The sequence below is a fragment of the Oceanomicrobium pacificus genome, assembly GCF_009833495.1.
In the GTDB taxonomy this organism is placed as follows: Bacteria; Pseudomonadota; Alphaproteobacteria; order Rhodobacterales; family Rhodobacteraceae; genus Oceanomicrobium; species Oceanomicrobium pacificus.
In genome coordinates this window covers 166,142-191,619 of sequence record NZ_WUWG01000007.1, presented here as the reverse complement: position 1 = coordinate 191,619, position 25,478 = coordinate 166,142, and the positions used below count along the sequence as shown (strand labels likewise).

Annotated in this window: 23 protein-coding genes; 13 read left to right on the top strand and 10 right to left on the bottom strand. The window is 65.2% G+C overall.

Annotated features, from left to right (window positions below; genetic code table 11):
• The 4 genes from GSH16_RS14860 to GSH16_RS14845 all read left to right on the top strand — a co-directional run bounded on the left by GSH16_RS14860 (nucleotide 1) and on the right by GSH16_RS14845 (nucleotide 4,177).
• The gene (locus tag GSH16_RS14860; RefSeq protein ID WP_160856393.1) at nucleotides 1-891 is read left to right on the top strand and encodes a carbohydrate ABC transporter permease; all 891 of its coding nucleotides are present in this window, start codon (nucleotides 1-3) and stop codon (nucleotides 889-891) included.
• Entirely contained in the window at nucleotides 888-1,730 is an 843-nt protein-coding gene (locus tag GSH16_RS14855) for a carbohydrate ABC transporter permease (protein ID WP_160856392.1), read from the top strand. Before GSH16_RS14860 ends, GSH16_RS14855 begins: the two co-directional genes overlap by 4 nt.
• A gap of 36 nt (nucleotides 1,731-1,766) precedes the next feature.
• Nucleotides 1,767-2,978 carry an ABC transporter substrate-binding protein gene (locus GSH16_RS14850; RefSeq protein ID WP_160856391.1) on the top strand — a complete coding sequence of 404 codons (1,212 nt, stop codon included), beginning with the start codon at nucleotides 1,767-1,769 and terminating at the stop codon, nucleotides 2,976-2,978.
• Between the two features lie 62 nt (nucleotides 2,979-3,040).
• Complete coding sequence (locus GSH16_RS14845) at nucleotides 3,041-4,177, top strand: ABC transporter ATP-binding protein (RefSeq protein WP_160856390.1); 1,137 nt, start codon at nucleotides 3,041-3,043, stop codon at nucleotides 4,175-4,177.
• An 81-nt stretch (nucleotides 4,178-4,258) separates the two neighbouring features.
• Here the strand turns inward: GSH16_RS14845 and GSH16_RS14840 are convergent, their stop codons facing one another.
• From GSH16_RS14840 to GSH16_RS14815, 6 genes are all read right to left on the bottom strand, one after another.
• A complete protein-coding gene (locus GSH16_RS14840; RefSeq protein WP_160856389.1) occupies nucleotides 4,259-5,590 on the bottom strand; it encodes a serine hydrolase domain-containing protein in 1,332 nt (443 codons plus the stop codon).
• 84 nt (nucleotides 5,591-5,674) lie between these two features.
• The gene (locus GSH16_RS14835; RefSeq protein ID WP_160856388.1) at nucleotides 5,675-6,652 is read right to left on the bottom strand and encodes a Hint domain-containing protein; all 978 of its coding nucleotides are present in this window, start codon (nucleotides 6,650-6,652) and stop codon (nucleotides 5,675-5,677) included.
• Entirely contained in the window at nucleotides 6,653-7,165 is a 513-nt protein-coding gene (locus GSH16_RS14830; RefSeq protein ID WP_160856387.1) for a toxin-activating lysine-acyltransferase, read from the bottom strand.
• Between the two features lie 65 nt (nucleotides 7,166-7,230).
• A complete protein-coding gene (locus GSH16_RS14825) occupies nucleotides 7,231-8,289 on the bottom strand; it encodes a D-TA family PLP-dependent enzyme (protein ID WP_160856386.1) in 1,059 nt (352 codons plus the stop codon).
• Nucleotide 8,290: 1 nt separating this feature from the next.
• On the bottom strand, nucleotides 8,291-9,760 hold the full coding sequence (locus GSH16_RS14820; RefSeq protein ID WP_160856385.1) for a M81 family metallopeptidase: 1,470 nt from the start codon (nucleotides 9,758-9,760) through the stop codon (nucleotides 8,291-8,293).
• A 15-nt stretch (nucleotides 9,761-9,775) separates the two neighbouring features.
• A complete protein-coding gene (locus tag GSH16_RS14815; RefSeq protein ID WP_160856384.1) occupies nucleotides 9,776-10,279 on the bottom strand; it encodes a hypothetical protein in 504 nt (167 codons plus the stop codon).
• Between the two features lie 97 nt (nucleotides 10,280-10,376).
• Here GSH16_RS14815 and GSH16_RS14810 point away from each other — a divergent pair, with 97 nt between their 5' ends.
• The 4 genes from GSH16_RS14810 to GSH16_RS14795 are packed head-to-tail and all read left to right on the top strand — an operon-like array spanning nucleotide 10,377 to nucleotide 14,339.
• Nucleotides 10,377-10,769: a RidA family protein gene (locus GSH16_RS14810; protein ID WP_160856383.1), complete on the top strand. Its 393-nt coding sequence runs from the start codon at nucleotides 10,377-10,379 to the stop codon at nucleotides 10,767-10,769.
• Nucleotides 10,766-11,635, top strand: coding sequence for a MurR/RpiR family transcriptional regulator (locus GSH16_RS14805; protein ID WP_160856382.1), 870 nt, complete (start codon nucleotides 10,766-10,768; stop codon nucleotides 11,633-11,635). The genes GSH16_RS14810 and GSH16_RS14805 overlap by 4 nt, the downstream gene beginning before the upstream one ends.
• A 1-nt stretch (nucleotide 11,636) precedes the next feature.
• The gene (locus GSH16_RS14800) at nucleotides 11,637-12,410 is read left to right on the top strand and encodes an SDR family oxidoreductase (RefSeq protein WP_160856381.1); all 774 of its coding nucleotides are present in this window, start codon (nucleotides 11,637-11,639) and stop codon (nucleotides 12,408-12,410) included.
• A 9-nt stretch (nucleotides 12,411-12,419) separates the two neighbouring features.
• A complete protein-coding gene (locus GSH16_RS14795) occupies nucleotides 12,420-14,339 on the top strand; it encodes a beta-N-acetylhexosaminidase (RefSeq protein ID WP_160856380.1) in 1,920 nt (639 codons plus the stop codon).
• Between the two features lie 9 nt (nucleotides 14,340-14,348).
• Here the strand turns inward: GSH16_RS14795 and GSH16_RS14790 are convergent, their stop codons facing one another.
• From GSH16_RS14790 to GSH16_RS14780, 3 genes are all read right to left on the bottom strand, one after another.
• Nucleotides 14,349-15,656: an NAD(P)/FAD-dependent oxidoreductase gene (locus GSH16_RS14790; RefSeq protein ID WP_160856379.1), complete on the bottom strand. Its 1,308-nt coding sequence runs from the start codon at nucleotides 15,654-15,656 to the stop codon at nucleotides 14,349-14,351.
• Between the two features lie 4 nt (nucleotides 15,657-15,660).
• Complete coding sequence (locus tag GSH16_RS14785; RefSeq protein WP_160856378.1) at nucleotides 15,661-17,058, bottom strand: aspartate aminotransferase family protein; 1,398 nt, start codon at nucleotides 17,056-17,058, stop codon at nucleotides 15,661-15,663.
• Between the two features lie 143 nt (nucleotides 17,059-17,201).
• Nucleotides 17,202-17,933 (bottom strand): GntR family transcriptional regulator, encoded by a 732-nt coding sequence (locus tag GSH16_RS14780; protein ID WP_160856377.1) that lies wholly within the window; start codon nucleotides 17,931-17,933, stop codon nucleotides 17,202-17,204.
• A 238-nt stretch (nucleotides 17,934-18,171) separates the two neighbouring features.
• Between GSH16_RS14780 and GSH16_RS14775 the strand changes: the two genes are divergently transcribed.
• The 5 genes from GSH16_RS14775 to GSH16_RS14755 are packed head-to-tail and all read left to right on the top strand — an operon-like array spanning nucleotide 18,172 to nucleotide 23,758.
• On the top strand, nucleotides 18,172-19,314 hold the full coding sequence (locus tag GSH16_RS14775; RefSeq protein ID WP_160856376.1) for an ABC transporter ATP-binding protein: 1,143 nt from the start codon (nucleotides 18,172-18,174) through the stop codon (nucleotides 19,312-19,314).
• Nucleotides 19,315-19,327: 13 nt separating this feature from the next.
• Nucleotides 19,328-20,218 carry an ABC transporter permease subunit gene (locus GSH16_RS14770; RefSeq protein ID WP_160856375.1) on the top strand — a complete coding sequence of 297 codons (891 nt, stop codon included), beginning with the start codon at nucleotides 19,328-19,330 and terminating at the stop codon, nucleotides 20,216-20,218.
• On the top strand, nucleotides 20,215-21,039 hold the full coding sequence (locus GSH16_RS14765) for an ABC transporter permease (protein WP_160856374.1): 825 nt from the start codon (nucleotides 20,215-20,217) through the stop codon (nucleotides 21,037-21,039). The genes GSH16_RS14770 and GSH16_RS14765 overlap by 4 nt, the downstream gene beginning before the upstream one ends.
• Nucleotides 21,039-22,391 (top strand): glutamine synthetase family protein, encoded by a 1,353-nt coding sequence (locus GSH16_RS14760; protein WP_160856373.1) that lies wholly within the window; start codon nucleotides 21,039-21,041, stop codon nucleotides 22,389-22,391. Before GSH16_RS14765 ends, GSH16_RS14760 begins: the two co-directional genes overlap by 1 nt.
• On the top strand, nucleotides 22,391-23,758 hold the full coding sequence (locus GSH16_RS14755) for an NAD(P)/FAD-dependent oxidoreductase (protein ID WP_160856372.1): 1,368 nt from the start codon (nucleotides 22,391-22,393) through the stop codon (nucleotides 23,756-23,758). The genes GSH16_RS14760 and GSH16_RS14755 overlap by 1 nt, the downstream gene beginning before the upstream one ends.
• A gap of 19 nt (nucleotides 23,759-23,777) precedes the next feature.
• Here GSH16_RS14755 and GSH16_RS14750 read toward each other — a convergent pair whose 3' ends face one another.
• Nucleotides 23,778-25,298 carry an inorganic phosphate transporter gene (locus tag GSH16_RS14750; RefSeq protein ID WP_205524130.1) on the bottom strand — a complete coding sequence of 507 codons (1,521 nt, stop codon included), beginning with the start codon at nucleotides 25,296-25,298 and terminating at the stop codon, nucleotides 23,778-23,780.
• Between the last annotated feature and the right edge of the window lie 180 nt (nucleotides 25,299-25,478).

The window sequence follows — 25,478 nt, the reverse complement described above, 5'->3', positions numbered from 1 at the left end:
ATGGCCGCCGCTAGACCCAAGACCGACCTGTTTCCTTATCTGCTGCTGGTGCCGGCCCTGGTGGTGACGCTCATCATCGTTGCATGGCCGCTGGTGGAAACGGTCCGCCTGTCCTTCACCGACGCATCGCTGAAGCCCGAGACAAACTATGTCGGCTTCGAGAATTACGAGAAGATGTTCTCGCGCCGGTTCCCCGAGGTGATCGCGCGCACCTTCTACTGGATGGCGATCTCGGTGGCGATCAAGATGGTGCTGGGCACGTTCGGGGCGGTGCTCCTGAACGCCAGCGTGCCGGGCCGCACGCTCTTCCGCGTGTTGGTGATGCCGCCCTGGGTCGTGCCGATTGCCATCGGCGTCTTCATCTGGGGCTGGATGTATAACGGCCAGTTCGGGATGATTTCGGGCCTCGCACAGCGCCTGCATCTGATAGCCGAGCCGTTCGAGTTCCTCGCCTATCGCAACAGTGCCTTCATGGCGACGATCATCACCGATGTCTGGATCGGCACGCCGATGGTCACCATCTATCTGCTGGCCGCCATGCAGGGCGTGCCTGTGGACCTGCACGAGGCCGCCTGGGTCGACGGGGCCAACCGGTTCTACCGGTTCCGCCGGATCACTCTGCCGCTCATCATGCCCGCGATCGCGACCATGGCGCTCCTGTCGGCCATCTGGACCTTCAACAGTTTCGATATCATCTGGATCCTGACCGAGGGCGGACCACGCGGCTCTACCACGACCATGATCATCGACACTTACAAGACCGCGATCAGCCGCTTCAAATATGGCGAGGGTGCCGCACGCGCCGTGATGATCGTGATCTTCCTGTCGCTCTTCTCGGGCTTCTACTTCCTGATGACGTCGCGCATCGCCAAGCGGGGGACGATCAAATGATCAACAAGTATCGCTGGTGGGAATATGTCCTCATCTATTCGGGCATCCTGCTGTTCCTCTCCTTCGTGCTCGCGCCCTTTGTCGAAGCCTTCGTCGTGTCGCTGCGGCCGCTCGATGCGCTCTTCTCGATCCCCTACCGGTTCGTGACCGACGAGATGAGCTTCCGCGCCTATATCGACATGTGGAGCAACGTGCCGCTCCTGTGGCTCTACATGTTCAACAGCTTCTTCATCGCAAGCTCGGTGACAGTGCTGGCCCTTGTGGCGATCATCCCCGCGGCCTATGCGTTCGCGCGCTTCGAGTTCCGGTTCAAGAACGGGCTTCTGGCGGCGTTCCTCGCGATCAACATGGTCTCGGGCGCGGTTCTGATCATCCCGCTCTTCAAGGTGATGCAGCAGCTCGGCCTTCTGAACACCTATTTCGCGATGATCGCGCCGGGCACGGCCTTCGTCATCCCGACGGGCATCTGGCTCCTGCGCTCCTATCTGATGAAAATCCCGCGCGAGCTGGAAGAGGCCGCATGGGTCGATGGTGCGGGCCGGCTCTACACGCTGCGCCGGGTGATCCTGCCGATCGCGCTGCCGGGGATCATGGTTGTCGCCATCGCTACGTTCATCGCCGCCTATGCGCAGCAGTTCCTTTTCGCGCTCACCTTCAATTCCACCAACGAGCTCAACCCGTTGCCCGTTGGCCTGTTCCAGTTCTTCGGCCGCCAAGAGGTCGTCTGGAACGAGCTGATGGCCGCAAGTCTGGTCGGCATCCTGCCAGTGCTGATCATCTATGTCTTCCTCCAGCGATACATTGTCGCCGGCCTGACGGCCGGGGCGGTCAAGGAGTGAGATTCCAACAATGGCAAACCAACTTGGGAGACTGAAATGACCCTTAAAACCTTGCTTTTGGGCACCACCGTTGCCCTTGGCGTCGCGGGCACCGCGATGGCCGAGGACAAGCGGATCCACATGATCAACTGCGGCGACAATACCGGCGCCGGCATCCCGATCCAGGACGCGCTGATCGCGGAATGGGAAGCTGCCAACCCCGGCTTCAAGGTTGATCTGGAATTCGTGCCGTGGGGCCAGTGCCAGGAAAAATCCACCACGCTCGCATCCGCCGGCAACGCGCCCGCGATCGCCTATATGGGCTCGCGCACGCTCAAGCAGCTGGCCGCCAACGACCTGATCATCTCGGTCGACCTGACGGACGAGGAAAAGGCCACCTATGCGGCTCCGATCCTCGGCACCGTGACCGCAGACGGCAAACAGTGGGGTCTGCCGCGGGCTTTCTCCACCAAGGCGCTCTACTACAACAAGGATCTCTTCGCAGAAGCCGGCCTCGACCCCGAGATGCCGCCGAAAACCTGGGACGAGATGCTCGCCGCCGCCACCGCGATCAAGGACAAGACCGATGCGGACGGTGTGGGCCTGGCCGCTGCCAGCTTCGACAACACCATGCACCAGTTCCTGAACTACGTGTACACCAACGGTGGTGAAGTGATTAACGCCGACGGCGAAATCGTCTTCAACTCTCCGAACAATGTCGAAGCCCTGGAATTCTACGGCAAGCTGGCCGAAGTGTCCCAGCCCGGCCCCGTTGCCTATGACCGCGAGAAGCTGAACCCGCTCTTCGCCGAAGGCAAGATCGGCATGTTCATCTCCGGCCCGTGGGCGCGGAACCTGATCGGTGACACCAACTGGGGCGTCGCGCCGATCCCGGTCGGCCCGCAGGGCCAGCCCGGCACGCTTCTGATCACCGACAGCCTTGCGGTGTTCAACAATACCGGCGTTGAGCAGGAAGCCCTGTCGCTCGCCAAACTGCTGACCAACCCGGAAAATCAGATGGCCTTCGAACTGGCCGAAGGGTTCACCCCGCTGCGCGACCTGCCCGAAGTGGCCGGCCTCGTGGACGAGGACCCGACCTGGGGTGCCTTCCTCGAAGCCATCCCGACCGGTGGGCCGGAGCCGTTCGTGACCGACTATGTCGGCATGCAGGACGCGATCAACGAAGCCGTTCAGGGCGTCGTTCTGGGTGAGGTCGAAGCGGCCGAAGCCATCGAGATCGCAGCCGAGCAGCTCGAAGACTACAAGTAAACCGATCACCGGATCCCGCGGCTGCGCCGCGGGGTCCGGACCTCAAGGACAAGGAACGTATCATGGGCCAGTTGCAGCTGGAAAATGTCCGCAAGAGCTTCGGCAATGCCGAGGTCATCAAGGGCGTCTCGCTCGACATCGCGGATGGCGAGTTCGTGGTCTTCGTCGGCCCGTCGGGCTGCGGCAAGTCCACCCTGTTGCGGATGATCGCGGGGCTGGAGGAGATCACTGACGGCACCGTCTCGATCGACGGCACCGTGGTGAACACGCTCGCGCCGGTGAAACGCGGCATTGCGATGGTGTTCCAGTCCTACGCGCTCTACCCCCATATGAGCGTCTACGAGAATATTGCCTTCCCCTTGCGCGTCGACAAGATGAGCAAGGACGAGGTCGAGACCCGCGTGCGCCGCGCGTCGGGCATTCTGCAGCTCGATGAGCGGCTCCAGCACAAGCCGGGCCAGCTCTCGGGCGGCCAGCGCCAGCGCGTCGCCATCGGCCGCGCCATCGTCCGCGAACCCAAGGTCTTCCTGTTCGACGAGCCGCTCTCGAACCTCGATGCCGCTTTGCGCGCCGAGATGCGGGTGGAGCTGTCGAAACTGCATGGCGACCTCGGCGCGACGATGATCTATGTAACCCACGACCAGGTGGAGGCCATGACCATGGCCGACCGGATCGTGGTGCTCGACGGCGGGATCGTCAGCCAGGTCGGCACGCCGCTGGAACTCTATCACAAGCCGCGCAACCTGTTCGTCGCCGGGTTCATCGGCAATCCTAAGATGAATTTCCTGCCCGTCACCTGTTCCCGCGCGGATGAGGACAGCGCCACAGTCACCCTGCCGAACGGCGCGGAACTGACGGTGCCGGTCCATGGCCATTCGGGGCTTGCCGGCCAGTCGATGACGCTCGGCATCCGCCCCGAACATCTGAAGCTCGGCGAAGCAGATGCCCGCCTGACGGTCGATCCGTCGGTGATCGAGCGGCTCGGCATCCATACGGTCGCCTATGCCCGCGTCGCCCAGAGCGACACGCCCTTCTGTGCGCTTCTTGACGGCAGCGCGCCAGCCCGTCCCGGTACGGATCTCGACATCGGGATCAACGGGGCGGACTGCCACCTGTTCGACACGGACGGTCAGGCCGTCGAGCGCCGCGTGGCGCTCACGGAAATCGACCCCGACTTGCTCGTCGCGGCCGAGGGCTGACCGCATCTGAAACATGTCCCGCCCGGGCCAAATTGGGCGGGGTGTCTGGCGCGGCTTTTCCCGGCCGCGCCTTTTTCATGTTCAGCCGTCGAGCGCGTCGAGGACCGCCCGGCTGAGCGCAGCGGGCGAATAGCCGAGCGACGAGGGCGTCAGGCCGAACCGCACGATCACGAGCTGGTCCGACGGGAAGACCCCGACCGACTGGCCGTCATGTCCCGACAGCCAGACGGCATCATCCGGCAGGGCAATGTCGCGCGCCGGACCCGGCGGGCGCATCCAGGTCTGGCCCCGGCCGTACGCACCATCCGATGCCGGGTGCGGTGCGCGCATCCATTCGGTGAACCCCGCCGGAACGATCCCCTGCCCCGCTCCGCCGACAAAGGCGCCAAACCGTGCCCAGTCGGCCGCTGTCGCATACATGTAGGACGATCCGGCGAGCGTGCCCGTCGCATCCGCTTCGACGACCGCGCTGGCCATGCCGAGCGGATTGAAAAGCCGTGCGCGCATCGCCTGCATCTCGTCCGCGCCCAGCAGTTCCTGCGCCAGCCGCGACAGAAGCACGGTCGTGCCCGAGGAATAGTTGAAGACCTGCCCCACATCCGCGCCGTCCGGCGCGTCGAGCGGGGATGACGCGGCGAAGGCGGCCATGTCCGCTTCGAGATAGAGCATCCGCGTGACATCGGAGACGGTGCCGTACCCTTCGTTCCAGCGCAGATCGCTCGCCATGCCCATAAGGTCAGCCACAGTGATGGCCGCGCGGGCATCGCTGGCCCAATGGCCGAAAGCATTCGGGGCCGCGTCCGCAACGCTCTGGTCGAGCGAAAGCGCGCCGTCCTTCACCAAAGTGCCGATCAGCGCTGCGGTGACGGTCTTGGTCATGGACCAGCCGAGCAGCGGCGTTCCGGCATCAAAGCCGTCAGCATAGGTCTTGCCGATCACCTGCTTGTCTTTCAGGACCAGAACCGCGCGCATGCCCGGCCCGGTCAGGGACTCATCACCGAGCAGATTTTGGATCGCCGGAACGGGATCTATGGCAAGGGGCGCCGGTTCCGTCGCGGGTGCATTTGCAGCCAGCGCGGCCACGTTCCCGTCCGGTGCCACGGCGCAGCCATGCCCTGACCGGTGCAGCGCGGTGCCGCGCCCGAAAAGTCCCAGCAGGCGGGCGTCCACCCGGCCCGCGCTGTCATCGACGTCGATCGATATGAAGCCGAGGATCGGATGGCCGGGCGCCTGCACATCGACGGCCAGCACCTCTGCTGGATCGCGGGCGGCAATGAAATGGTTCGAGCAGACGATTTTCGCCGTGTAGGCGGTCGCCACGCGGATCATCGCAGGCGGCGCGACGGCAAGCCAGATCAGCACGCCCAGGAGAAGGGCGAGGATCAGCCCCAGGGACAGTCGGAGGATTTTCATGCACCAGGTCCGGTCAATCGAGAAACGTTGCCGGAGACCCTAGTCGCGGGTGCGGCGGGCGTGAAGCGCCAGACCCGGGTGCCGTTACGGCAGGTGGTGCGGCGCTTCGGCCCCGGCCTGTTTCAGGCGCGATTTGTGCAGCGCCACGAGCGACCGCGCCTCATAATCACGCAGGATGTGGCGCGCGGCCGGACCGAACAGGCCGGCCGGCCCCGGTGTCGCATCCCCGAAGATCGCGGCCAGTTCCTGAAGCCCGTCCGATCCCATCACCGACAGGGCCTCCTCGCCGAGATAGAGGCTCTCGGCCTCCAGCCCTTCGGCGATCAGAACCTCGTGCCGGTCCAGAAGGATGTGGAAATAGCCGATCCCCGCTTCGGGCATCTCCTGCGAGACGCCCGGCAAGCCGAGGAGGCTCTTGGCGGCCACGAGCACGTCCGCCTGACCGAAGAGCAGTTGCGCCTGCGGGCCTGAGAACAGCACCCGGTGCTGCGGCGAAACCCGCAAGTCCCGTTCCGGCCGGCCCGCCCCGAATGTGCCGGCCTTGATCCGGATCGGACAAAGCTCGGGATTGGATGCGAGCCGCGCCGGGTCCAGATCGCGCCCCTCGATCCAGCGGATGACCTGCGGGCCGCCGTCGAGAGTGGTGACGCTGTCGCCGACCGTCAGGTCCTCTACCCGCCGCCAGCCGTCCGGCGTCAGGATGCGCGTGCCGGTGACAAAGCAGACATCGAAGTTGATGGTGATAACCGTGTCGACCGTGATCGGGTTGGCAGGGTCGCCCGGGTTTGTCTCGGTTCCGCGAATTGTGAATGTGACCGACCCGTTCAGGATGAAATTCGACTTGTCGCCCAGATCATAGGTCCAGTTGCCGTTATCATCGACCGTTGCAGTGCCGACCGAAGGTTGAATGAATATCTCGAATGTGCCGGAATCATTGACGTTCGCGACCGGAAACGGCCCCGCATACCAGAAGATGTTGATCTGGCCGCTCGTATCGAGGTCCGATTTCGTGACCGACCCGACAAGATCGGATTCATCGGGGTTTGCTGCAAAGTTTACCATTTACGCCTCCAGTTCCGCCACAGTGCGGAAGTCGCGCGGGCGGATGACGGACATGTGGACCTTGCCCTCCGCGTCGCGGACCCATTCGACAATCCTCTGGGTTTCCATATCCGCCGTCAGCCGGTTTGTGCGCACCCTCTGGAACGGTGCGTCGCGCTTGATCATCTCCACGATCTGCGGAACCTGCCCGAAGGGCGCCACAAGGTCGATGATCCAAACCGCCTGCCCGGCGGCCCAGTCCTCGGGCTCGATCGGGTGCTGGTCGAGCGCATAGGCGCGCTCGGCCTCCTCACTCAGCGCCGCATAGGTCATGAAGGCGCGGGGTGATCCGTTGGTGGCGCGGAAAATGTGATACTGGCCCAGCCGCCACGGCGTCTCGAAACTGCGGAAATTGGACAGAAGGGTGCGGCGCTGGTGCACTTTGACCAGCGACGACAGGAACATCATCGCGCCAAAATCGGCGAGTTGGCTCTCCGTGAAGTCGAACCAATCGTCTGGATAGTCTGCCTGCACGTCTACGCCCACACCTCTTTAACGCGAGAAGTGTCGGCCGATTTCCTCAAAAGGTCAATAAAACGTTACCAAACAAGCCCGCGGGCGCGCACCGGCAAGGTCCGCGTGATCGTGCCTTGGCGGTGGAAAACCATCCGGTCGAACATGTTGGACACGACGCAGGTGTGGTTGGGGATGATCCGCACCCGGTCGCCGACAGCGGGGCGGCTTGCGCAATCCGACAGGTCAACCACACCATGTTCTTCCGACAGTGAGACGATCCGCGCGCCGGGATGTTCAACGATCAGCCCGTGATCAGCAAAGCCCGACAGGTCGCTGGTCAGCGTCTTCGACCCGCTGTCGAGCACGCAACGGTCGGGCGTCGGGCAGGAGACGACCGTCGCCAGAATATGCATGGCGCAGTCCTCGATCCGGCAATGGCCCTCGCGGACCATCTTGCGGTCGTTGTAGATATATGTCCCCGCCCGATGTTCGGTGGCCGACGGCACATCGGCCGCGTTGAACAGGCTCGGCGAGCCGGCATGGGACCGCACCGGACAGGCCAAGCCAGCCGCATCCAGAAGCGCCATCGTTTCGCTGAAAAACGCCTCAACCGCTGCTTCACCATGCGGCTTGGGATAGGTCATCAGCCCCTCGAAGATGAGCCCCGGCGCCGCGGTGATCCGGCGGGCCAGTTCCACAGCCGCCTCCGGCGTCTGCACGCCGTTGCGCCGCGCGCCTGTCTCGCATTCGACGAGGATGCGCAGTGGCCGGTCGGGATGGAACGCGTCAGCCAGCCCGTCGACCACCGTGGCATTGTCGGCCACCACGGTCAGGCGGACCCGCGCATTGAGCGCCGCGAGACGGGCCAGTTTCTCCGCCCCGAGGATATTATAGGTGATGAGGATATCGTCGAACCCTGCGTCGGCGAAAACCTCTGCCTCCGTCACCTTCTGGCAGTTGATCCCGCGCGCGCCGGCGACCAGTTGAGCCTCGGCCAGCTCAGGGATCTTGTGGGTCTTGATATGAGGCCGGAAATTGCGGCCCAGCCCGTCGAAAAACTCTTGGACGCGGGCGATATTCGCCGCCATCACCTCCTCGTCGACCACCGGAACCGGGGTCATCAGATCGTCAATTCGGGTCATCTCAATCCTCCGGCGGGTCGTCGGCAATGGGCCAGATATCGCGTGGTGCTTGGCGATAAGCGGTGCGGCGCGGGTCATTCGGATAGGGCGTCCCGGCCGCGCAATAGAGGATCTCACCACCGAGCCGCGCGAAACTGTCGTAGAAGTGATTGGTCGATTTGACCACCAGAATATCGCGCGCCGCCGGATCGATCCCGAAGAGCGTGAAAAGCGATGTGTCGAAACATTGCGCGCGGGTCGAATTGAGGATGATGTCGATGCCTCCCGCCCGGATATGTGCCGCATCCCCGATCGGCACTATTGAGCCGCCGAACATCTGGTGCGCGTCCTTGCGGACAGAGACGACCTGTGCGTCCAGATCGACGGGCAGGCCGGTGCCGGGCGCCGACTTGGCCCCGATCCGGAGCGACAGCTGCGCGCCCGCGCCTGCGGCCATGCAGATCGCCACGGCGCCGGGGTCCCAGATGGTCCCGAAGGCGACGTTCGACAGACCCGCATCGCGCACGGCGCGCAGGAGCACGGTCGCGTCACCTGCCGTGCCGCCACCCGGATTGTCCCACATATCGGCAATGGTCACGGGGCGGGACGAGCTGTCCTGCGCACGCTTCAGCGCCTCGGGCACATCCAGTTCCTCGGCCCGGACCTGTCCGCGCAGGGCCCGGATCCGGGCGGCAAACCGGTCGATCAGGGCCTGCGCCTCGACCGCGCGGGACCGGTCCGCCACGATCATCATCTTTGTGCCCATCTCCGGCACGTCTCCCGCCATGAACCCGTGGATGAGCGACAGGTCCGCACCGCCGGGAAAGTCCTCCCCCGCTGCAACCATATCGTCCACGAACCGGCGCATCGGCGCGCGCGAGGTCGGGAAAACGTCGATCATCTTCGGATCGGCGGTCAGGATGACCGGATCGAGATCGCCATCGAGCCGGCGCTCCATCAGCGCCCAGGCGCGTTCGGCGGTTGCAACGAAATCCGTGTGCGGGAACTCGCGGAACGCCACGAGCGCGTCAGCCGCGGCCACGCGCTTTTTGGTCAGGTGGCTGTGCGGGTCGAGCGTGGCCATCACCGGAACATCCGGTCCGACATGGGCGCGAATGCGGGCGAGCAGGTCGCCCTCTGGATCGTCGCAGCCGTCCGCGATCATCGCCCCGTGGAGGCCCAGCATCACCGCATCGACCGGACCGGCACCCGCAAGCTCGGCCAGTATCCGGTCCCGCAGGCTTTCATGCGCGGCGCGGGACACGAGCCCGGCCGGATCGGCCCAGGCGGCCGTGCCCTCGACCAAAGTCCAGCCGCGTCGCGCGGTGACCCTGCGCCCCACCGGAAAGACCGCCGTGCAGAGCGTCGGGGTTTCGGGATGCGCGCCCGGCCCCGCGAACAAAGAGGCTTCGAAGGCCCGCAGGTCGATCCTGATCGGTGAGAAACTGTTCGTCTCGGTCGCCATTGCCGCGACAAAGATACGCCGGGTCATGGTCTGCTCCCTGCCCTATCCTGCGGGCTGCCCGAGCGGGTTCGGCAGGTAGCCAAGGAAGCCGCAGATCTTCCAGCGGCCCCCGATCCGGTGGCAATGGTAGTGGGTCTGCCACAACAGCCGGTCGCTGCCGCCATCGGTCCGTTTCAGCGCGCCATCGAACTTCTTGCGCACCAGAGCCCTATCTCCGGAAATCTCGATCTCTTCCAGCCGGGTGGCGCGGAACAGTGCGGGCCGCGGGTCTTCCGCGAAACTCTGCGTCGCGAAATCCTTTGCCTGACGGAGCCATTCGGCGCGGTAGCTTGCAAGATCGGGGAAGGCCAGTGACCACGCATCGGCATCGGGGCTGTTCTGCCCGTGGATGCCGAAAAAGGCCGCATCCTCGAAATCGTCTTCCACCATCGACCAGTCCGCGGCGAGAAACGCATCGATATCGCGGGGGACAAGCATCTCCCAGATGGCACGGCGGGCCTCATCGTCTGGGGCGAAAGGCGGGGTGAACGGATCGCGGTCGGACATGCTAAATATTTTTCACAATTGGCTTGAGATTGGCGATAAAACTACGGATTATCCCGAAATCGGTCAAGCGATACGAAAATAATTTACGGAGACTGCGATGAGCATCACGCGATACGGCGCGTCCAAACCCGGTGCCGGTGGCCAGACCCTGCCCTTTGCCCGCGCGGTAGAGGCCGACGGCTGGCTTCATGTGTCCGGACAGGTCGCCATGAAGGACGGAGAGATCGTCGGCACCGGCATCGTCGAACAGTCGCATCTGACGATCCGCAACCTGATCGCCATTCTGGAAGAGGCTGGCTACGGGCTCGAACATGTCGTGCGCGTCGGTGTCTGGCTCGATGATCCGCGCGATTTCTGGTCCTTCAACAAGGTCTATGCGGAATATTTCGGAGAGCACCCACCCGCCCGCGCCTGTGTGCAGGCAACCATGATGGTCGATTGCAAGGTCGAGGTGGATTGTGTGGCCTACAAGGCGCCCGCCGCCACATGACCGACCTTCTGGCCGCACTGGACCGGCAGATGCCCGACCTGCCGCCCGCCGAACAGGCGCTGGCGGCGCTGGTCGCATCCGAGCCGGACTGGGCGGCCTCGGTCCCGATCACCGAACTGGCCGCACGCGCCGGCGTATCCCCGCCGACCGTCACCCGATTCTGCCGCCGGCTTGGGATCGACAGTTTCGCGCGGTTCCGCGTGGCGCTGACACAAGCCGGGCGTCCGGGGCTGCGCTATCGCCAGCCGCTGGGCGGCGCACATGCCGGGGCGGATGCCAGTGCGGCCGCCCTGCTCGACGGCGCCAGCCGGGCCATGTCGGACGCGCTCGACGGGCGCGACCGCGCCGGTTTCGATGCGGCCGTCGCCGCGGTCGCATCCGCCGGTCGCATTCTGGTCTTCGGTCAGGGCGGGCACAGTTCGTTGCTGGCCCGCGAAGCGGAGAACCGCCTCTACCGGCTGGGTCTGGCGGCCACGGCGACCGTTGACGGGGGCCGCGCGCTGATGCAGGCGGCGACGCTCGGCAAGGGCGATGCATGTCTTGTCATCTCTCAGGCCGGCCGGTCACCGGCAACGTTGGATTGCATGGCCGCCGCACGGGATTACGGAGCGACCGGCATCGCGCTCACCCGCCCTGGCAGCCCGCTCGCGGAGCTGGCCGATCGGGTGATCGGCCTGTCGCTCGACGAGCATGACGATATTCTGCGCCCGAGCGCCGCGCGCTATGGCGGGCTTATTCTGCTGGACCTTCTGGCGACAGAAGTCGCTGCGCGGATCGGCGACCCGGCCCGCGAAACGATGCGCCGGATCAAGCACCAGATGCTGACCGTCGGGCTTGCGCCACCCGACGGCCCATTGGGAGACTGACATGCCCGACACACCGATCGCCGTCATCACGGGCGGAGCGGGGGATATCGGCCGCGCCATCGCGGCAGCCCTTGCTCCGACCCACCATCCGGTGCTGGTGGATCGCGATGCCGCCGCGCTGGACCGGGCGGCGGCCGGGGCCGGCCACCCCGTTACGGTGCTCACCTGCGATCTGACCGATGCGGCCGCGCGCGACGCGCTTGTCGCGGCGCTCGCAGATCTGGGTCCGGTCGCGGCGCTTGTGAACAATGCGGGCGGCGTCACGGCCGACAGTCTTGCCACGCTCGATGCGGACAATTTCCGAGCGGATCTGGCGCTCAACCTCGAAGCGCCGGTGCTCCTCTTTCAGGCGCTGCGGCCGCATTTCGCGGCAGGTGCCGCGACGGTCAATATCGGGTCCATCAACGGGACGGGCGTGTTCGGCCATCCGGGCTACAGCATGGCCAAGGCGGCGCTTCTGCATTTCACGCGCCTCGCGGCGGTCGAATGCGGCCCCCTAGGCCTGCGGGTGAACGCCGTCCTGCCCGGCACCGTCCGGACACAAGCCTGGAATGACCGTGCCCGTGCCAATCCGCAGGTGTTGGAGGAGGCTGCCGCGCCCTACCCGCTCCGCCGGATCGTGGCGCCCGAAGAGGTCGCGGCCGCGGTTGCCTATCTCCTGTCCGATGCGGCAGCCGCCGTCAGCGGCGTCTGCCTGCCCGTCGATGCCGGCCTCAGCGCCGGCCAGACGGGGCTTGCCCGCCTTTTTTCCCAATCCGAAGATTACGCTCCCTGAGGTGTCCCCATGTCGCGAACCGATTTTTGCCTTGAAAGCCGCTACCACCCGGCCGACGCCGCACAGGGCGGGCGGATGGTCCTGCAGTTGCACAACCTGTCGGGCGCGCCCCTCGGGCCGGTGCAGCTGGCCTATACATGCGTGATCTTTGCCCATGATCCCGCACAGTTCGCAGGCGCGAGGCTGGAAGCGGCGGTGGCGAGCCATCATGTGCTGCGTCCCGAATTCGACAATCTTGCAGCGGGCGAGAGCTGGGAGATCACCATTTCCGGCCTCGACCTGCCAGCGATGCACCTGGAGGATGGTCCGACCGGCGCCTATCTGATTTTCCCCGATGGCCGTCTGTTGGACATCGAAACAGCGCTCCTGTCCCGCGTGCCTGAGGAACCGGACGGGTCGCGCAGGGTCTGGCCGGCGGGCCAGGTCGAGGTCCCGCTCGGGATCCTGCCCTGGCCGAACGCGGTTGATGTGACGGGTTATCTGACAGGTGTTTGCGCCTATGGGCTGACGGGCGGCGCGGCACACCCTGCCGCGCGGGACGTGGCTGCGATCAACGGGCTGGCGGGACGGCTCTTCCCCGGCCGGATGACCCCGTTCCGTATGGGGGATTCCGAAGGATGCCTGCCGCTCCGTATCGAGGCTGACGGGACGCTGCCGGCCGAGGGCTACCGGCTCGAATTTGCCGACGGGGCCGCAACGCTGGCCCATGGTGCGGGCAATGGCCGGCGCTACGGGCTGACGGTGCTGGCGCAGATCCTGTCCGCCGCCGACCGCGCTCCCGACCGGTTCCGCCAGCCGGGTGACGGGCGGATCGAGGATGCGCCGCGGTTCGGCTGGCGTGGCACACATCTGGATGTGTCCCGCCGCTTCTACGGGCTGGCGGAGGTCACGCGGCTTGTCGATATCCTCGCATGGATGCGGATGAACCGGTTCCATTGGCATCTGACGGATGACGAAGGCTGGCGGATCGAGATCGACGCCTATCCTGAACTGACCGATGTCGGCGCCATGCGCGGCCACGGGTTGCCGCTCGCGCCCCAGTTCACCTCCGGCGCCGCGCCGCATGGCGGCTTCTACACCAAGGCGGAGATCCGGGCCTTCCTTGCCCATGCCGCGTCGCTCGGCATCGAGGTCTTGCCCGAGGTCGACACGCCCGGCCATGCAACCGCGATCCTGACCGCCCTGCCCCATCTGCGCGATCCGGGCGAACCGGCAGCCGCCTACCATTCGGTGCAGGGCTACGCGAACAATGCGCTCAATCCGGGCGTGCCGGAGACATATGCGTTCCTCGAAACCCTGCTCGGCGAACTGGCGGACCTCTTCCCCGGCCCGTTCATCCATATGGGCGGTGATGAGGTCGACGGCACGGCCTGGCTCAAATCGCCAGCAGCACAAAAACTGATGGCCGATGAGGGGCTGTCCGGCACGATGGAGTTGCAGGCCCATTTCATGCGCCGCGCGCAAGAGATTTTGCGCGGGCTCGGCAAGGGCTTTGCCGGCTGGAACGAGGTGGCGGAAGGCGGTGGCATCTCTCCGGACAATGCGCTTCTGATCGCCTGGCAGGCGCCGGAGGTCATTCGCGGACTGGCGGATCGCGGCTATCAGGTCGTGGCTTCGCCCGGACAGGCCTATTACATGGATATGGCGCAGGCGGACGGCTGGGACGAGCCCGGATCAAGCTGGGCCGGCGTGTCCACGCCGGAACATGCATACCGGTTCGCACCTGACGGCGCGCTGTCAGAGGCGCAGATGCCCCAGCTTCTGGGTGTGCAGGGCGGCATCTGGGGCGAACATATCGCCAGCCGGAGCCAGTTCAATCACATGGTTTTCCCGCGTCTCGGCGCGATTGCCGAGACCGGATGGACCACACCGGCGGCCAAGGATTTCGAGCGGTTCGCCGCCCTGTCGCGGCTGCTGCCCCAGCTCTGAGCGCGATGCTCAGAGCCGGTCGCGCAGCGCGTACCAGGTCATCGCCAGCACAAGGAGCGGGGTGCGCAGCGCGGCTCCGCCCGGGAAGCGGGGCGTCGGCACGTCTGCCATCAGGTCGAACCGCTCCGCCTGTCCGGCAATCGCTTCGGCGAGGATCTTGCCCGAAAGGCTCGCCATAGCCACACCATGACCGGAATAGCCCGCTGCAGACAGGATGTTTCCTTGCAGGCGCGCGAAATGCGGCATTCGGTTCATGGTGATCCCGAGCGTGCCGCCCCAGGCATAGTCGATCTCGATATCCGAGAGATGCGGGAAGATCGCCCGCATCGGTTTGCGCACCAGCGCCTCGATATCGGACGGAAAGCGGTAGCCGTAGCTTTCGCCGCCGCCAAAGAGCAGCCGCCGGTCCTGCGACAGGCGGAAATAGTTGATCACGAATTTTGAATCCGCCACCGCGTGATTGTCGCGGATGACGCGGCGCGCCTCTTCCTCGGACAGGGGGCGGGTCGCGGCGATGAAATTGTTGATCGGCATGACCCGTGCGGCCACCTGGCCCTCCAGCCCGCCGAGATAGCCGTTGCAGCCGAGCACAAGATGGGCCGCATCGACCTCTGCCCCGTCGGTTCGGACGGTCACGCGCGCGCCCGGCGTGATCGAAGTGACCCGGCTCGTCTCGTGAATGATCGCGCCCGCCGAGATGGCCGCACGGGCCAGCCCGAACGCATAGGCCAGCGGGTGCAGATGCCCCGCGCCCATGTCGAGCGTGCCGCCGTGATAGGCGGGCGAACCGACAAGCTGCCGGATCTCCGCTTTGTCGAGCGGGCGGATCCTGTCATAGCCGTAACGGTCTTGCAGCAGCGCGGCATAGGCATGCGAATGGGGCACGTAGCGCGCGCGGTGGTCGGCATGGATGATCCCGTCCACATAGCCGCAATCGATCTTGTGGCGCGCGATCAGGTCCTTGACGAGCGCGACCGAGTCCTGCGCGAGGTCCCAGAGCCTGTCCGAGGTCTCGCGCCCGACCATCTTGTCGAGTTCTTCCTGATCGACGCGCTGGCCGGTGCCGACCTGTCCGCCATTGCGCCCCGACGCGCCGAACCCGACGCGCTGTGCCTCTAGCAGCACCACCTTATAGCCGCGCTCCGCCAGATGCAGCGCGGCCGACAGGCCGGTGAACCCGCCGCCAACGACGCACACATCCGCCGTGATCCGGCCCTTGGCCGCCGGGAATGGTCCCGGCGCGTCGGCGGTGGCGGCATAATAGCTCCGGGGATATTCCCCGGGCCGGTCATTGGCGGTCAGGATGTCGAGGGCCATGGGATCAGGCCGCCACCATCAGGCCGTCGGCCGTGATCGAGGCCAGCGTCTCGTCGAGCGATTTCACCGCCCGCTCGATCAGCGTGTCGATCTCGGACTTGGAGATGACCAGCGGCGGGGCGATGATCATGTTGTCACCCACATGGCGCATGACGAGATTGTTGGCAAAGCAGCGCTCGCGGCAGCGCAGGCCGACCGTGCCGCCTTCGGCGGCAAAGCTTGCGCGGGCGGCCTTGTCGGGCGTCAGGGCAATGCCGGCCATCATGCCGGAAATCCGCGCCTCGCCAACGAGCGGATGGTCGGCCAGCTGCATCCATTTCTCGCGCAGATAGGGCGCGGTCTCTGCCCCGCAGCGGGTGACGATGCCTTCCTCGTCGAGAATGCGCAGGTTCTCCAGCGCGACGGCGGCCGCGACCGGATGACCAGAATAGGTGTAGCCATGGTTGAAATCGCCCGCGCCATTGATCGTCTCGGCCACATGGTCGGACACGATCGAGCCGCCGATCGGCACATAGCCGGAGCTGAGGCCCTTGGCGATGGTCATGATGTCGGGGCGGATGTTCCACGTCTGGGACCCGAACCAGTTGCCGGTGCGGCCGAATCCGGTGATCACCTCGTCCGCGATGAGCAGAATCTCGTGCGCGTCGCAGATCCGCTGGATTTCGGGCCAGTAGGTCTCGGGCGGGACGATCACGCCGCCTGCGCCCTGCACCGGCTCGGCGATGAAGGCCGCGACATTGTCTTCACCAAGGCGGGCAATCTCTGCTTCCAGCTGGCGGGCGCGCTCCAGCCCGAATTCCTCGGGGGAGGTGTCGCCGCCCTCGTGGTACCAGTTGGGCTGGTCGATATGGGTCACGTCGGGGATCGGAAGACCGCCCTGCGCGTGCATCCCGCTCATGCCGCCGAGGCTCGCGCCGCCGAGCGTGGAGCCGTGATAGCCGTTCTTGCGCGCGATGATCGTCTTTTTGGACGGCTTGCCGCGGGCCGCCCAATAGTGGCGCACCATGCGGATGTTCGTGTCATTGGCTTCCGAGCCGGATCCGGCGAAGAACACATGGTTCAGATCGCCCGGCGCCAGTTCCGCCAGCCGTTTGGCGAGCGCGATGACCGGCGGGTGGCTGGTCTGGAAGAACGTGTTGTAATAGGGCAGCTGGCGCATCTGCTCGGCCGCGACATCGGCCAGTTCGGTGCGCCCGTAGCCGAGGTTCACACACCAGAGCCCGGCCATTCCGTCGAGGATCTGCGCGCCTTCACTGTCGGTCAGGTAGACGCCGTCGGCGCGGGTGATGATCCGCGCGCCTTTTGCGTTCAGCTCGTCCCCGTCGGTGAACGGATGCATGTGGTGGGCCGCGTCGAGCGCCTGCAGGTCGGCTGTCGGCAAGTGGTTCGGAATCAGGGTCATGGCTTTGTCGCTCCGGGGGGCGCTGTGCGTGGCGGCCCCTCTTGGGTGATGCAGGGTGGTCGGCGCCCGGATCCGCGCCCCGGCGGGCGCACGCGATCCGGATCAGCCGGGATGCGATCATAATATGATCAAAAATTTGGGCGTCAATTGACTTCGTCTGCTGCAACCTGTGCGCCGGCGCTGCCGGCGAGCGCCGGGGCGGCGATTTCAGCCGGCCAGTTCATGGTGGAGCGCACGATCTGGAACCCTTCGCAGATATCGTCCCGGATCGCCTGCGCCACGGCCTTTGCATCGCCCGCACGCAGTGCCGACAGCGCTTCCTCATGCCGGTCGGTCATGTTGAGCGTGCCGTATTTCCCGCAGATCACCCGCGACAGCGGGCCGTAGCGGAGCCAGAGCGATTCCGCCATCGGCAAGAGGATTTGCGCGCCCGACGCGCCATAGAGCGCGAAATGGAACCGGTAATTCTGGGCCATGTAGGCCGCCGCATCGCCCGATTCGATGGCCTGGTCGAGCTTCAGGTCGATCGCCTTCAGCGCTTCGATATCCGCTGCATTCATGGCATGGCAGGCTTCCTCGGCCAGCCGCGGCTCCAGCGCGAGACGGGCAAATTCAAGCTCGGCAAAACGTGCCGCATCCATCACCGGCACGCAGACCCGGCGGTTTCCCTGAAATTCGAGCGCGCCCTCGGCAATCAGGCGCCGCACGGATTCGCGCACGGGCGTCATGCCCGCGCCGAGCAACTCGACCAGCCCTTGCAGGGTGACAGGCTGTCCCGGCGCAAGATGGCCCAGAAGGATCATCTCGCGCAATTCGGCATGCACCTGTTCGTGCACGGGAACCGGGCGCTGTTCGGTCTGGGCGGTGTCGGTCATCGGGCGGCCTGCGTTTCTTTCCTGTGTCGCAACCCTTGCATTTCCCGAATTTTTGATCAAACACTTCCTGCAAAACAGGCAACCCGCTCCCGGGCTGCACAAATGGCAGGCAGAGCGCCTGCTCCTGACCCAACAGGTCCAGCGGCGGCGCAGAATTGCCGTGACAGCGGCCAAAGCCTGCGACAAGAGTCGGTCTGCCGCCGCCCTGTCGCTCCGCACATGATCGAAAAGACCCGCAATGCCTTCTGAAAAACCCAACCAAATCCGCTTCGCTCCCTGGGAAGACACGGAGGCCGTGCCGCTGATCCGGTTCCGCAACGTGGTCAAGAAATTCGGGGAGTTCACGGCCATCGAGAACCTGACGCTCGACATTTACGAGCGCGAGTTCTTTGCCCTGCTCGGCCCCTCGGGTTGCGGCAAGACGACCCTGATGCGCATGCTGGCGGGGTTCGAGACGCCGACGGCGGGCGAGATCACGCTCGACGGGCGGGACATCGTGCCCGTTGCGCCGAACCGGCGGCCCATCAACATGATGTTCCAGTCCTATGCGCTCTTTCCGCACCTGTCGGTCGCGGACAATATCGCCTTCGGTCTGAAACGCTCGCCGATGCCGAAATCGGAGATTGCCGGCCGGGTGGAGGAAATGCTCCGCCTGGTGCGGCTGCAGAAATTCGCATCGCGCAAGCCGCACCAGATTTCCGGCGGCCAGCGCCAGCGCGTGGCCCTTGCCCGGTCGCTCGCCAAGGCCCCGAAACTGCTCCTGCTCGACGAGCCGCTCGGCGCGCTCGACCGCAAGCTGCGCGAGGATACACAGTTCGAGCTCATGGACATCCAGGAGAAGCTCGGCACAACCTTCGTGATCGTCACCCACGATCAGGAAGAAGCGATGACGGTTGCGAGCCGCGTGGCCGTGATGGACGAGGGCAAGCTGATGCAGGTCGCGACGCCGGACGTGATCTACGAGCAGCCGGAATCGCGCTACGTGGCCGACTTCATCGGCGATGTGAACCTGATCGAAGGCACCGTGGCCGAGGCTGAGGAAGGCGGCTACAAGCTCGTCTGGGCCGACGGCGCGCCGCCGATCCATGCCGAAACGGATGTGCCGCTCTCGCTCGGCGACAGCTGCACTTTCGCCATCCGCCCCGAAAAGATCGCCATCTCGACCGACAAGCCCGACGACCGGGCGAATGCGGTGCCGGGCAAGGTGCTCGACATCGGCTATCTGGGCAATATCTCCACCTATCATGTGCAGATGCCCAACGGCGCGATCTTCAAGGCCTCGGCCACCAATTCGCGGCGCCTCTCGCGGCGCGGCATCACATGGGAAGACGAGGTGTGGCTGTCCTTCACGGCGACCGCCGGCGTCGTCCTGACCCAGTGACGGAGGCCCGGACATGCGTCGCCTCTTCCTGATCGGGGTTCCCTATCTCTGGTTGCTCGCGCTCTTCCTCGTGCCCTTCGGCATCGTGCTGAAGATCGCCTTGTCAGACACAGCCCTTGCCATTCCGCCCTACACGCCGACGCTTGACCTTGCGGCCGGCTGGGCGGGGTTCAAGGATTTCCTGTCGCAGCTCGACTTCGAGAATTTCGTCTGGCTGACGGAGGATGACCTCTATTGGCGGGCCTATCTCTCGTCGGTGAAAATCGCTGCCATCTCCACCTTCATCGCGCTTCTGGTGGCCTATCCGATCGCCTATGGCATGGCCTGCGCGCCCGAGGAATGGCGCCCGACCCTGATGATGCTGGTGATCCTGCCCTTCTGGACGAGTTTCCTGATCCGCGTCTATAGCTGGATCGGGATCCTCTCGACCGAGGGGTTTCTCAACCAGTTCCTGCTCTGGACGGGGCTGATCTCCCAGCCGCTGGTCATCATGAATACCGACTGGGCGGTCTATATCGGCATCGTCTATACCTACCTGCCCTTCATGATCCTGCCGATCTACGCGACACTTGAAAAACTCGACGGCTCGCTTCTGGAAGCGGCCGAGGATCTGGGCTGTTCGCGGCTTCAGGCCTTCTGGCTCGTCACCCTGCCCCTGTCGCGGCCGGGGGTGATCGCGGGCTGTTTCCTTGTCTTCATTCCGGCCGTGGGCGAGTTCGTCATCCCCTCGATCCTTGGCGGGTCGCGGACGCTGATGATCGGCAAGGTGCTCTGGGACGAGTTCTTCGCCAATCGTGACTGGCCAGTGGCGAGCGCCGTGGCGGTGATCCTGCTCCTGATCCTTGTCATCCCGATCGTGCTCTTCCAGCGCCAGCAGCAACGCCAGCAGGAGGCCGACGCATGAACCGCCGCTTCACCTGGTTCAACGCCACGTCGCTGACGCTCGGCTTTGCCTTCCTCTACCTGCCGATCCTGATCCTGATCATCTTCTCGTTCAACGAGTCGAAGCTGGTGACCGTCTGGGCGGGGTTCTCGACCAAATGGTATGCTTCGGTCTTCAACAACACCGCTTTCCTTGACGCAGCGCTTGTGACGCTGAAGGTCGGGGTGATCTCCTCCACCATTGCGACAGTGCTGGGCACAATGTCGGGCTATGTGATGGTGCGGGGCGGTCGGTTCCGGGGGCGCACGCTTTTCTCCGGCATGATCTACGCGCCGCTCGTCATGCCCGAGGTCATCACCGGCCTGTCGCTCCTGTTGCTCTTCATCTCGATCGGGATGGATCGCGGGGTGTTCACCATCGTGCTCGCGCATGCGACCTTCTCCATGTGCTATGTGTCGGTCGTCGTCTCCTCGCGGCTGGTCAGTTTCGACCGCTCGCTGGAGGAAGCCGCGCTTGATCTCGGCTGCACGCCCTTCGACGCATTCCGCTCGGTGACCCTGCCGATCATCGCACCGGCGGTCATTTCCGGGTGGCTTCTGGCCTTCACCCTGTCGCTCGACGATCTGGTGATTGCCTCCTTCACCTCCGGCCCCTCCTCCACAACGCTGCCGATGAAAATCTTCAGCCAGGTGCGGCTTGGCGTCAGTCCCGAGATCAACGCGCTCTCCACGCTTCTGATCGGGATCGTGTCGATCGGGGTAATCTCGGCCTCGCTGGTGACCAAACGCAGTGCCGTGCGCCGGCGCGCGCAGGAACAACAGGCCGTGGGCGGAGCAGCATGATGGCGGATTTCGATACGGAATATGCGGCCTATGTGGCCGAACATGGCGAGCCGGACCGGCTGGAACTGATGCTGTGCGACACGAACGCCATTCTGCGCGGCAAATGGCTGCCCGGCGGCTCGGCCGACAAACTGTCGGGCGGGTCGGTCCGGCTGCCGCTCTCGACCTATGTGCTCAACATCAATGGCGAGGAAGTGGAGGAAACCGGCTTCGGGATCGCTGTCGGCGACCCTGATGGTGAGGTGACCCCCCTGTCCGGTACGCTCGCGCCCGTGCCCTGGGCCGATGTCCATGCCGCGCAGGTCATGGTGTCGCTCAAGGAGGATACGGGCGAGATCTCGGCAATCGACAGCCGCCGGATTCTGGAACGCACGGTGGAGCGGTTCACGGCGCTTGGCCTGACGCCCGTCGTGGCGACCGAGCTTGAATTCTACCTCACCCAGGCGCGCGAAACGGCGGATGAAGCGCCGGTCCCGCCTGAACATACGCCCGTCGCCCAGGCCTATGACCTCGATGTCTGTTCCTGGTCGGAAGCCTTCTTGCAGGAGGTGCTCGACGGTTGCGCGGCACAGGGCCTGCCTGCGGACACGCTGATCGCGGAATATGGCCCGGGCCAGTTCGAGATCAATTTCCTGCATCAGGCCGACGCGGTGCGTGCGGCCGATATCGCCGTGCAGTTCCGGCGTCTGGTGCGCGCGGTTGCGGACAAGCAGGGGATGGAAGCCACCTTCATGGCCAAACCCTATGCGGCCGAGCCCGGCAACAGCATGCATGTGCATGTGAGCCTTGTGGACGCGGACGGCACCAACCTGATGGCGGGCGATGTCGAGGGCGAATTGTCCCCGCTCCTGCGCCAATGTGTCGGCGGGTTGCTCGGCAGCATGAAGGACCTGCAGGCGATCTTCGCGCCGCACATGAACAGCTATCGCCGCTTCCAGATGAACAGTTTCGCACCCGTGGCCGCGAACTGGGGGCTCGACCATCGCGGTGCGGCGGTGCGTATCCCCGCGACCGTGGGTCCGGCGGCGCGGCTCGAACACCGGATCAGCGGCGCTGACGTGAACCCCTATCTGGCGCTGGCGGCGCTCTTGGGCGGGATGCTCGACGGGATCGAGCGCGACGCGCAGGTGCCCGCCCCGCTCGATGAGGAAAACGGCCCCGATCTGGCCGAGAACCGGCTCCATGCGAATTGGGATCAGGCGGTCGATGCATTCGAGGCTGCGCCGATAGCCGAACGGATTTTCGGTGTCGATTTTGTCGATGCCTATTGCGCGCTGCGGCGGCAGGAGATCTCCACCCTCGCCACCCAGATCACATTGGCCGAATACCAGTCCTATCTCGGGCGCCTCTGATGCAGGGGCGGCTCTACGAGCCGGACGCCTATCGTTCCGGCCCGGTGGAGGGCTGCTTCTGGCATGACGGGCATGCGGCAGACTGGAGCGGCTTTGACGGGCCGCTCCACGGGTCGGCCACGGCCGAGGTCGCGATCATCGGCGGCGGTTTCACCGGACTGTCTGCGGCGCTGCATCTGGCGCAGGAGCATGGCATCCAGGCCACCGTGCTGGAGGCAGAGGTCCCCGGATGGGGCGCTTCGGGGCGCAATGGCGGCTTTGCCTGCCTTGGGGGCGCGAAGGCCTCTGACGCGACGATCCGGCGGCGCCACGGGCTCGATGACCTGAAACTGTTCCATGCCGCGCAACGTGCGTCCGTCGATCTGGTGGGCGGGCTTCTGGATGCGCACGGGATCGATGCGGACCGGCATTCCGACGGCGAGGTTACGCTCGCGCACCGCCCGTCCGAGATGGCGGCGCTGGAGGCCGAGGCCGCGCATCTGCGCGCCGTTGCCGGGATCGAGGGCCGGATCATCGCGCGCGAGGAACTGGCCGGGGAAGGCCTGTCCGGCCCCTGTTTCCACGGTGGGCTGCATCTGCCGGTCGGGTTCGCGCTCAATCCCTTCTCCTATGTGCGGGGGCTGGCCCGGGCGGTGCGGACCGCGGGCCAGACGATCCATGTGGACAGCCCCGCGGGTAAGATCAGCGAAACGAATGGCGGCTGGCGGATCACCACGCCGCGCGGCGACCTGACTGCCCGCACGCTTGTCATCGCCACCAACGGCTACAGTTCGGACGCGCTACCGCGCTGGATGCAGGGCCGGATCTTGCCCGCCATGTCGAACATCATCGTGACCCGCCCGCTTACGCCGGACGAACAGGCGGCGCAGGGCTGGACGTCGGACCGCATGTCCTTCGATAGCCGCACGCTCCTGCACTATTTCCGGAAAATGCCGGACGGGCGGTTCCTGTTCGGGATGCGTGGCGGCACGCGCTACACGCCTGAGGACACGGCCCGGATGCGCCGCCTGATCCGTGCCGATTTCGAAGCCATGTTCCCCGCATGGGCCGGGGTGGAAACGCCCTATTTCTGGTCTGGCCTGATCGGAATGACGGCCCGTCTGGCCCCGTTCGTGGCCCCGATCCCGGGGATGCAGAACGCCTTTGCGGGGCTCGCCTATCACGGCAACGGTGTGGCGATGGGCAGCTATTCGGGGCGCATTCTTGCGGCACTTGCGGCCGGCAAGAAGCCGGACATGCCCTGGCCCGAGGTCATGCAGGCGGTGCCCCCGCGCATCCTGCTGCCGCGCCGGCCGCTCCTGCGGCTGGCCTATCGCTGGTATGGATGGCGCGACGGACCGGCTCCGGGGGCGCTGCCCCGGACCTGAGCCGGTCCGCCGCGATCGCTCAGGCGACCGCGCGCAGAATGTGGATCAGGTAGAAGACGAGGCTCGACAGAACCGCCGCAGCTGGCACCGTGATGACCCAGGCCGCCACGATGGTCATGAAATGCGACCGGCGGACAAGCTTGCGCCGCTTGCGTTCGGCGGCTGGCAGCTTCTCTGGCGGCTTCAGCTTGGCGCCTTTCTTCTTCCGGCGCTCGAGATGATATTCGCGGTAGAAGCCGACACCGAAAACCGCGCCGACCGCGATATGGGTGGAACTGACCGGCAGGCCGAGCCAGCTGGCCACGATCACGGTGATGGCCGCGGACAGGGCGACGCAATAGGCCCGCATCGGGTTCAGTTTGGTGATCTGGCTGCCGACCATCTGGATGAGTTTCGGCCCGAACAGGAACAGGCCGAACGAGATGCCGAGCGCCCCGATCACCATGACCCATGTCGGAATTTCCACTTTCGCGGCAAAGCTGCCGAATTCCTCGGTGTGGACGATGGCGGCCAACGGACCGACCGCATTGGCCACATCGTTCGCGCCATGCGCAAAAGACAGGAGCGCGGCGGAGAAGACGAGCGGGATGACGAACAGCGCCTTGATCGAGCGGTTGCGGTTCTCCATCCCCTCCGACTGGCGGCGAATGAGCGGCGCGGTGGTCACATAGAAGATCGCGCCGATGACAACACCGATGGTCAGCGCCGTCGGCAGGTCGATGCTGACGATCTTCTTCAGGCCCTTCATTGCCAGATAGGTGGCGAAGACGCCGGCCATGACGCCGATCAGGACCGGCACCCAGCGACGGGCGGCGGCGATCTTGTCATCCTGATAGATGATATTGTGCTTGATGAAGGCGAGGAACAGCGCCGCAATCACGCCGCCGAGCACCGGAGAGATGACCCAGCTGGCGGCAATCGCACCCATCGTGGTCCAGTTGACGGCCGACAGGCCGGCCGCGGCAATGCCTGCACCCATCACGCCGCCGACGACCGAATGGGTGGTCGATACAGGGGCGCCGACATAGGTGGCGAGGTTGACCCAGAGCGCCGAGGAGACGAGCGCCGACATCATCGCCCAGATGAAGACCTGCGGGTCGCCCAGACCGGTCGGATCGATGATCCCCTTGGAGATCGTGGACACCACATCGCCGCCGGCGAGCAGCGCGCCCGCGCTTTCAAACAGGGCCGCGATGACGATGGCACCGCCCATGGTCAGCGCATTGGCGCCGACCGCGGGGCCCATATTGTTGGCCACATCGTTGGCGCCGATATTCAGCGCCATATAGGCGCCGAGCGCGGCGGCCGCGATCACGACGAAGGACGTGTCGCCCTTGCCGAAAAACAGCCCCGCCGTCAGCGCGGCGAGCAGGATGAAAGCAAAGGCGATCCCCGGTGCGACGAGCGGTTGCCCGACATATTGGGTGGCCTTCTCGATCTTGATGATACGCCCAAGATCCTTGTCGAGTGTACGCCACTGGTTGGGCGTCTGCGGCTTGTCGGTCACTGGTTCTTCCGGTTGCGTCGCGTCAAAGCGCATCCTATCGGGGATTTGTCACGGAAATGCAATCTTTCCGCGGCGTCCCTGTTTGCCGCCTGCATCCTGTTGCATTCGATGCGCCGATCGGCCCAATTGGGAAAAAACAAGTCAAAACTGAAGCAAAGAAACGACAGTTTTGATGGGATTTGCACAGTGCGCGGAAAGCTTTTAGCCCAGAAG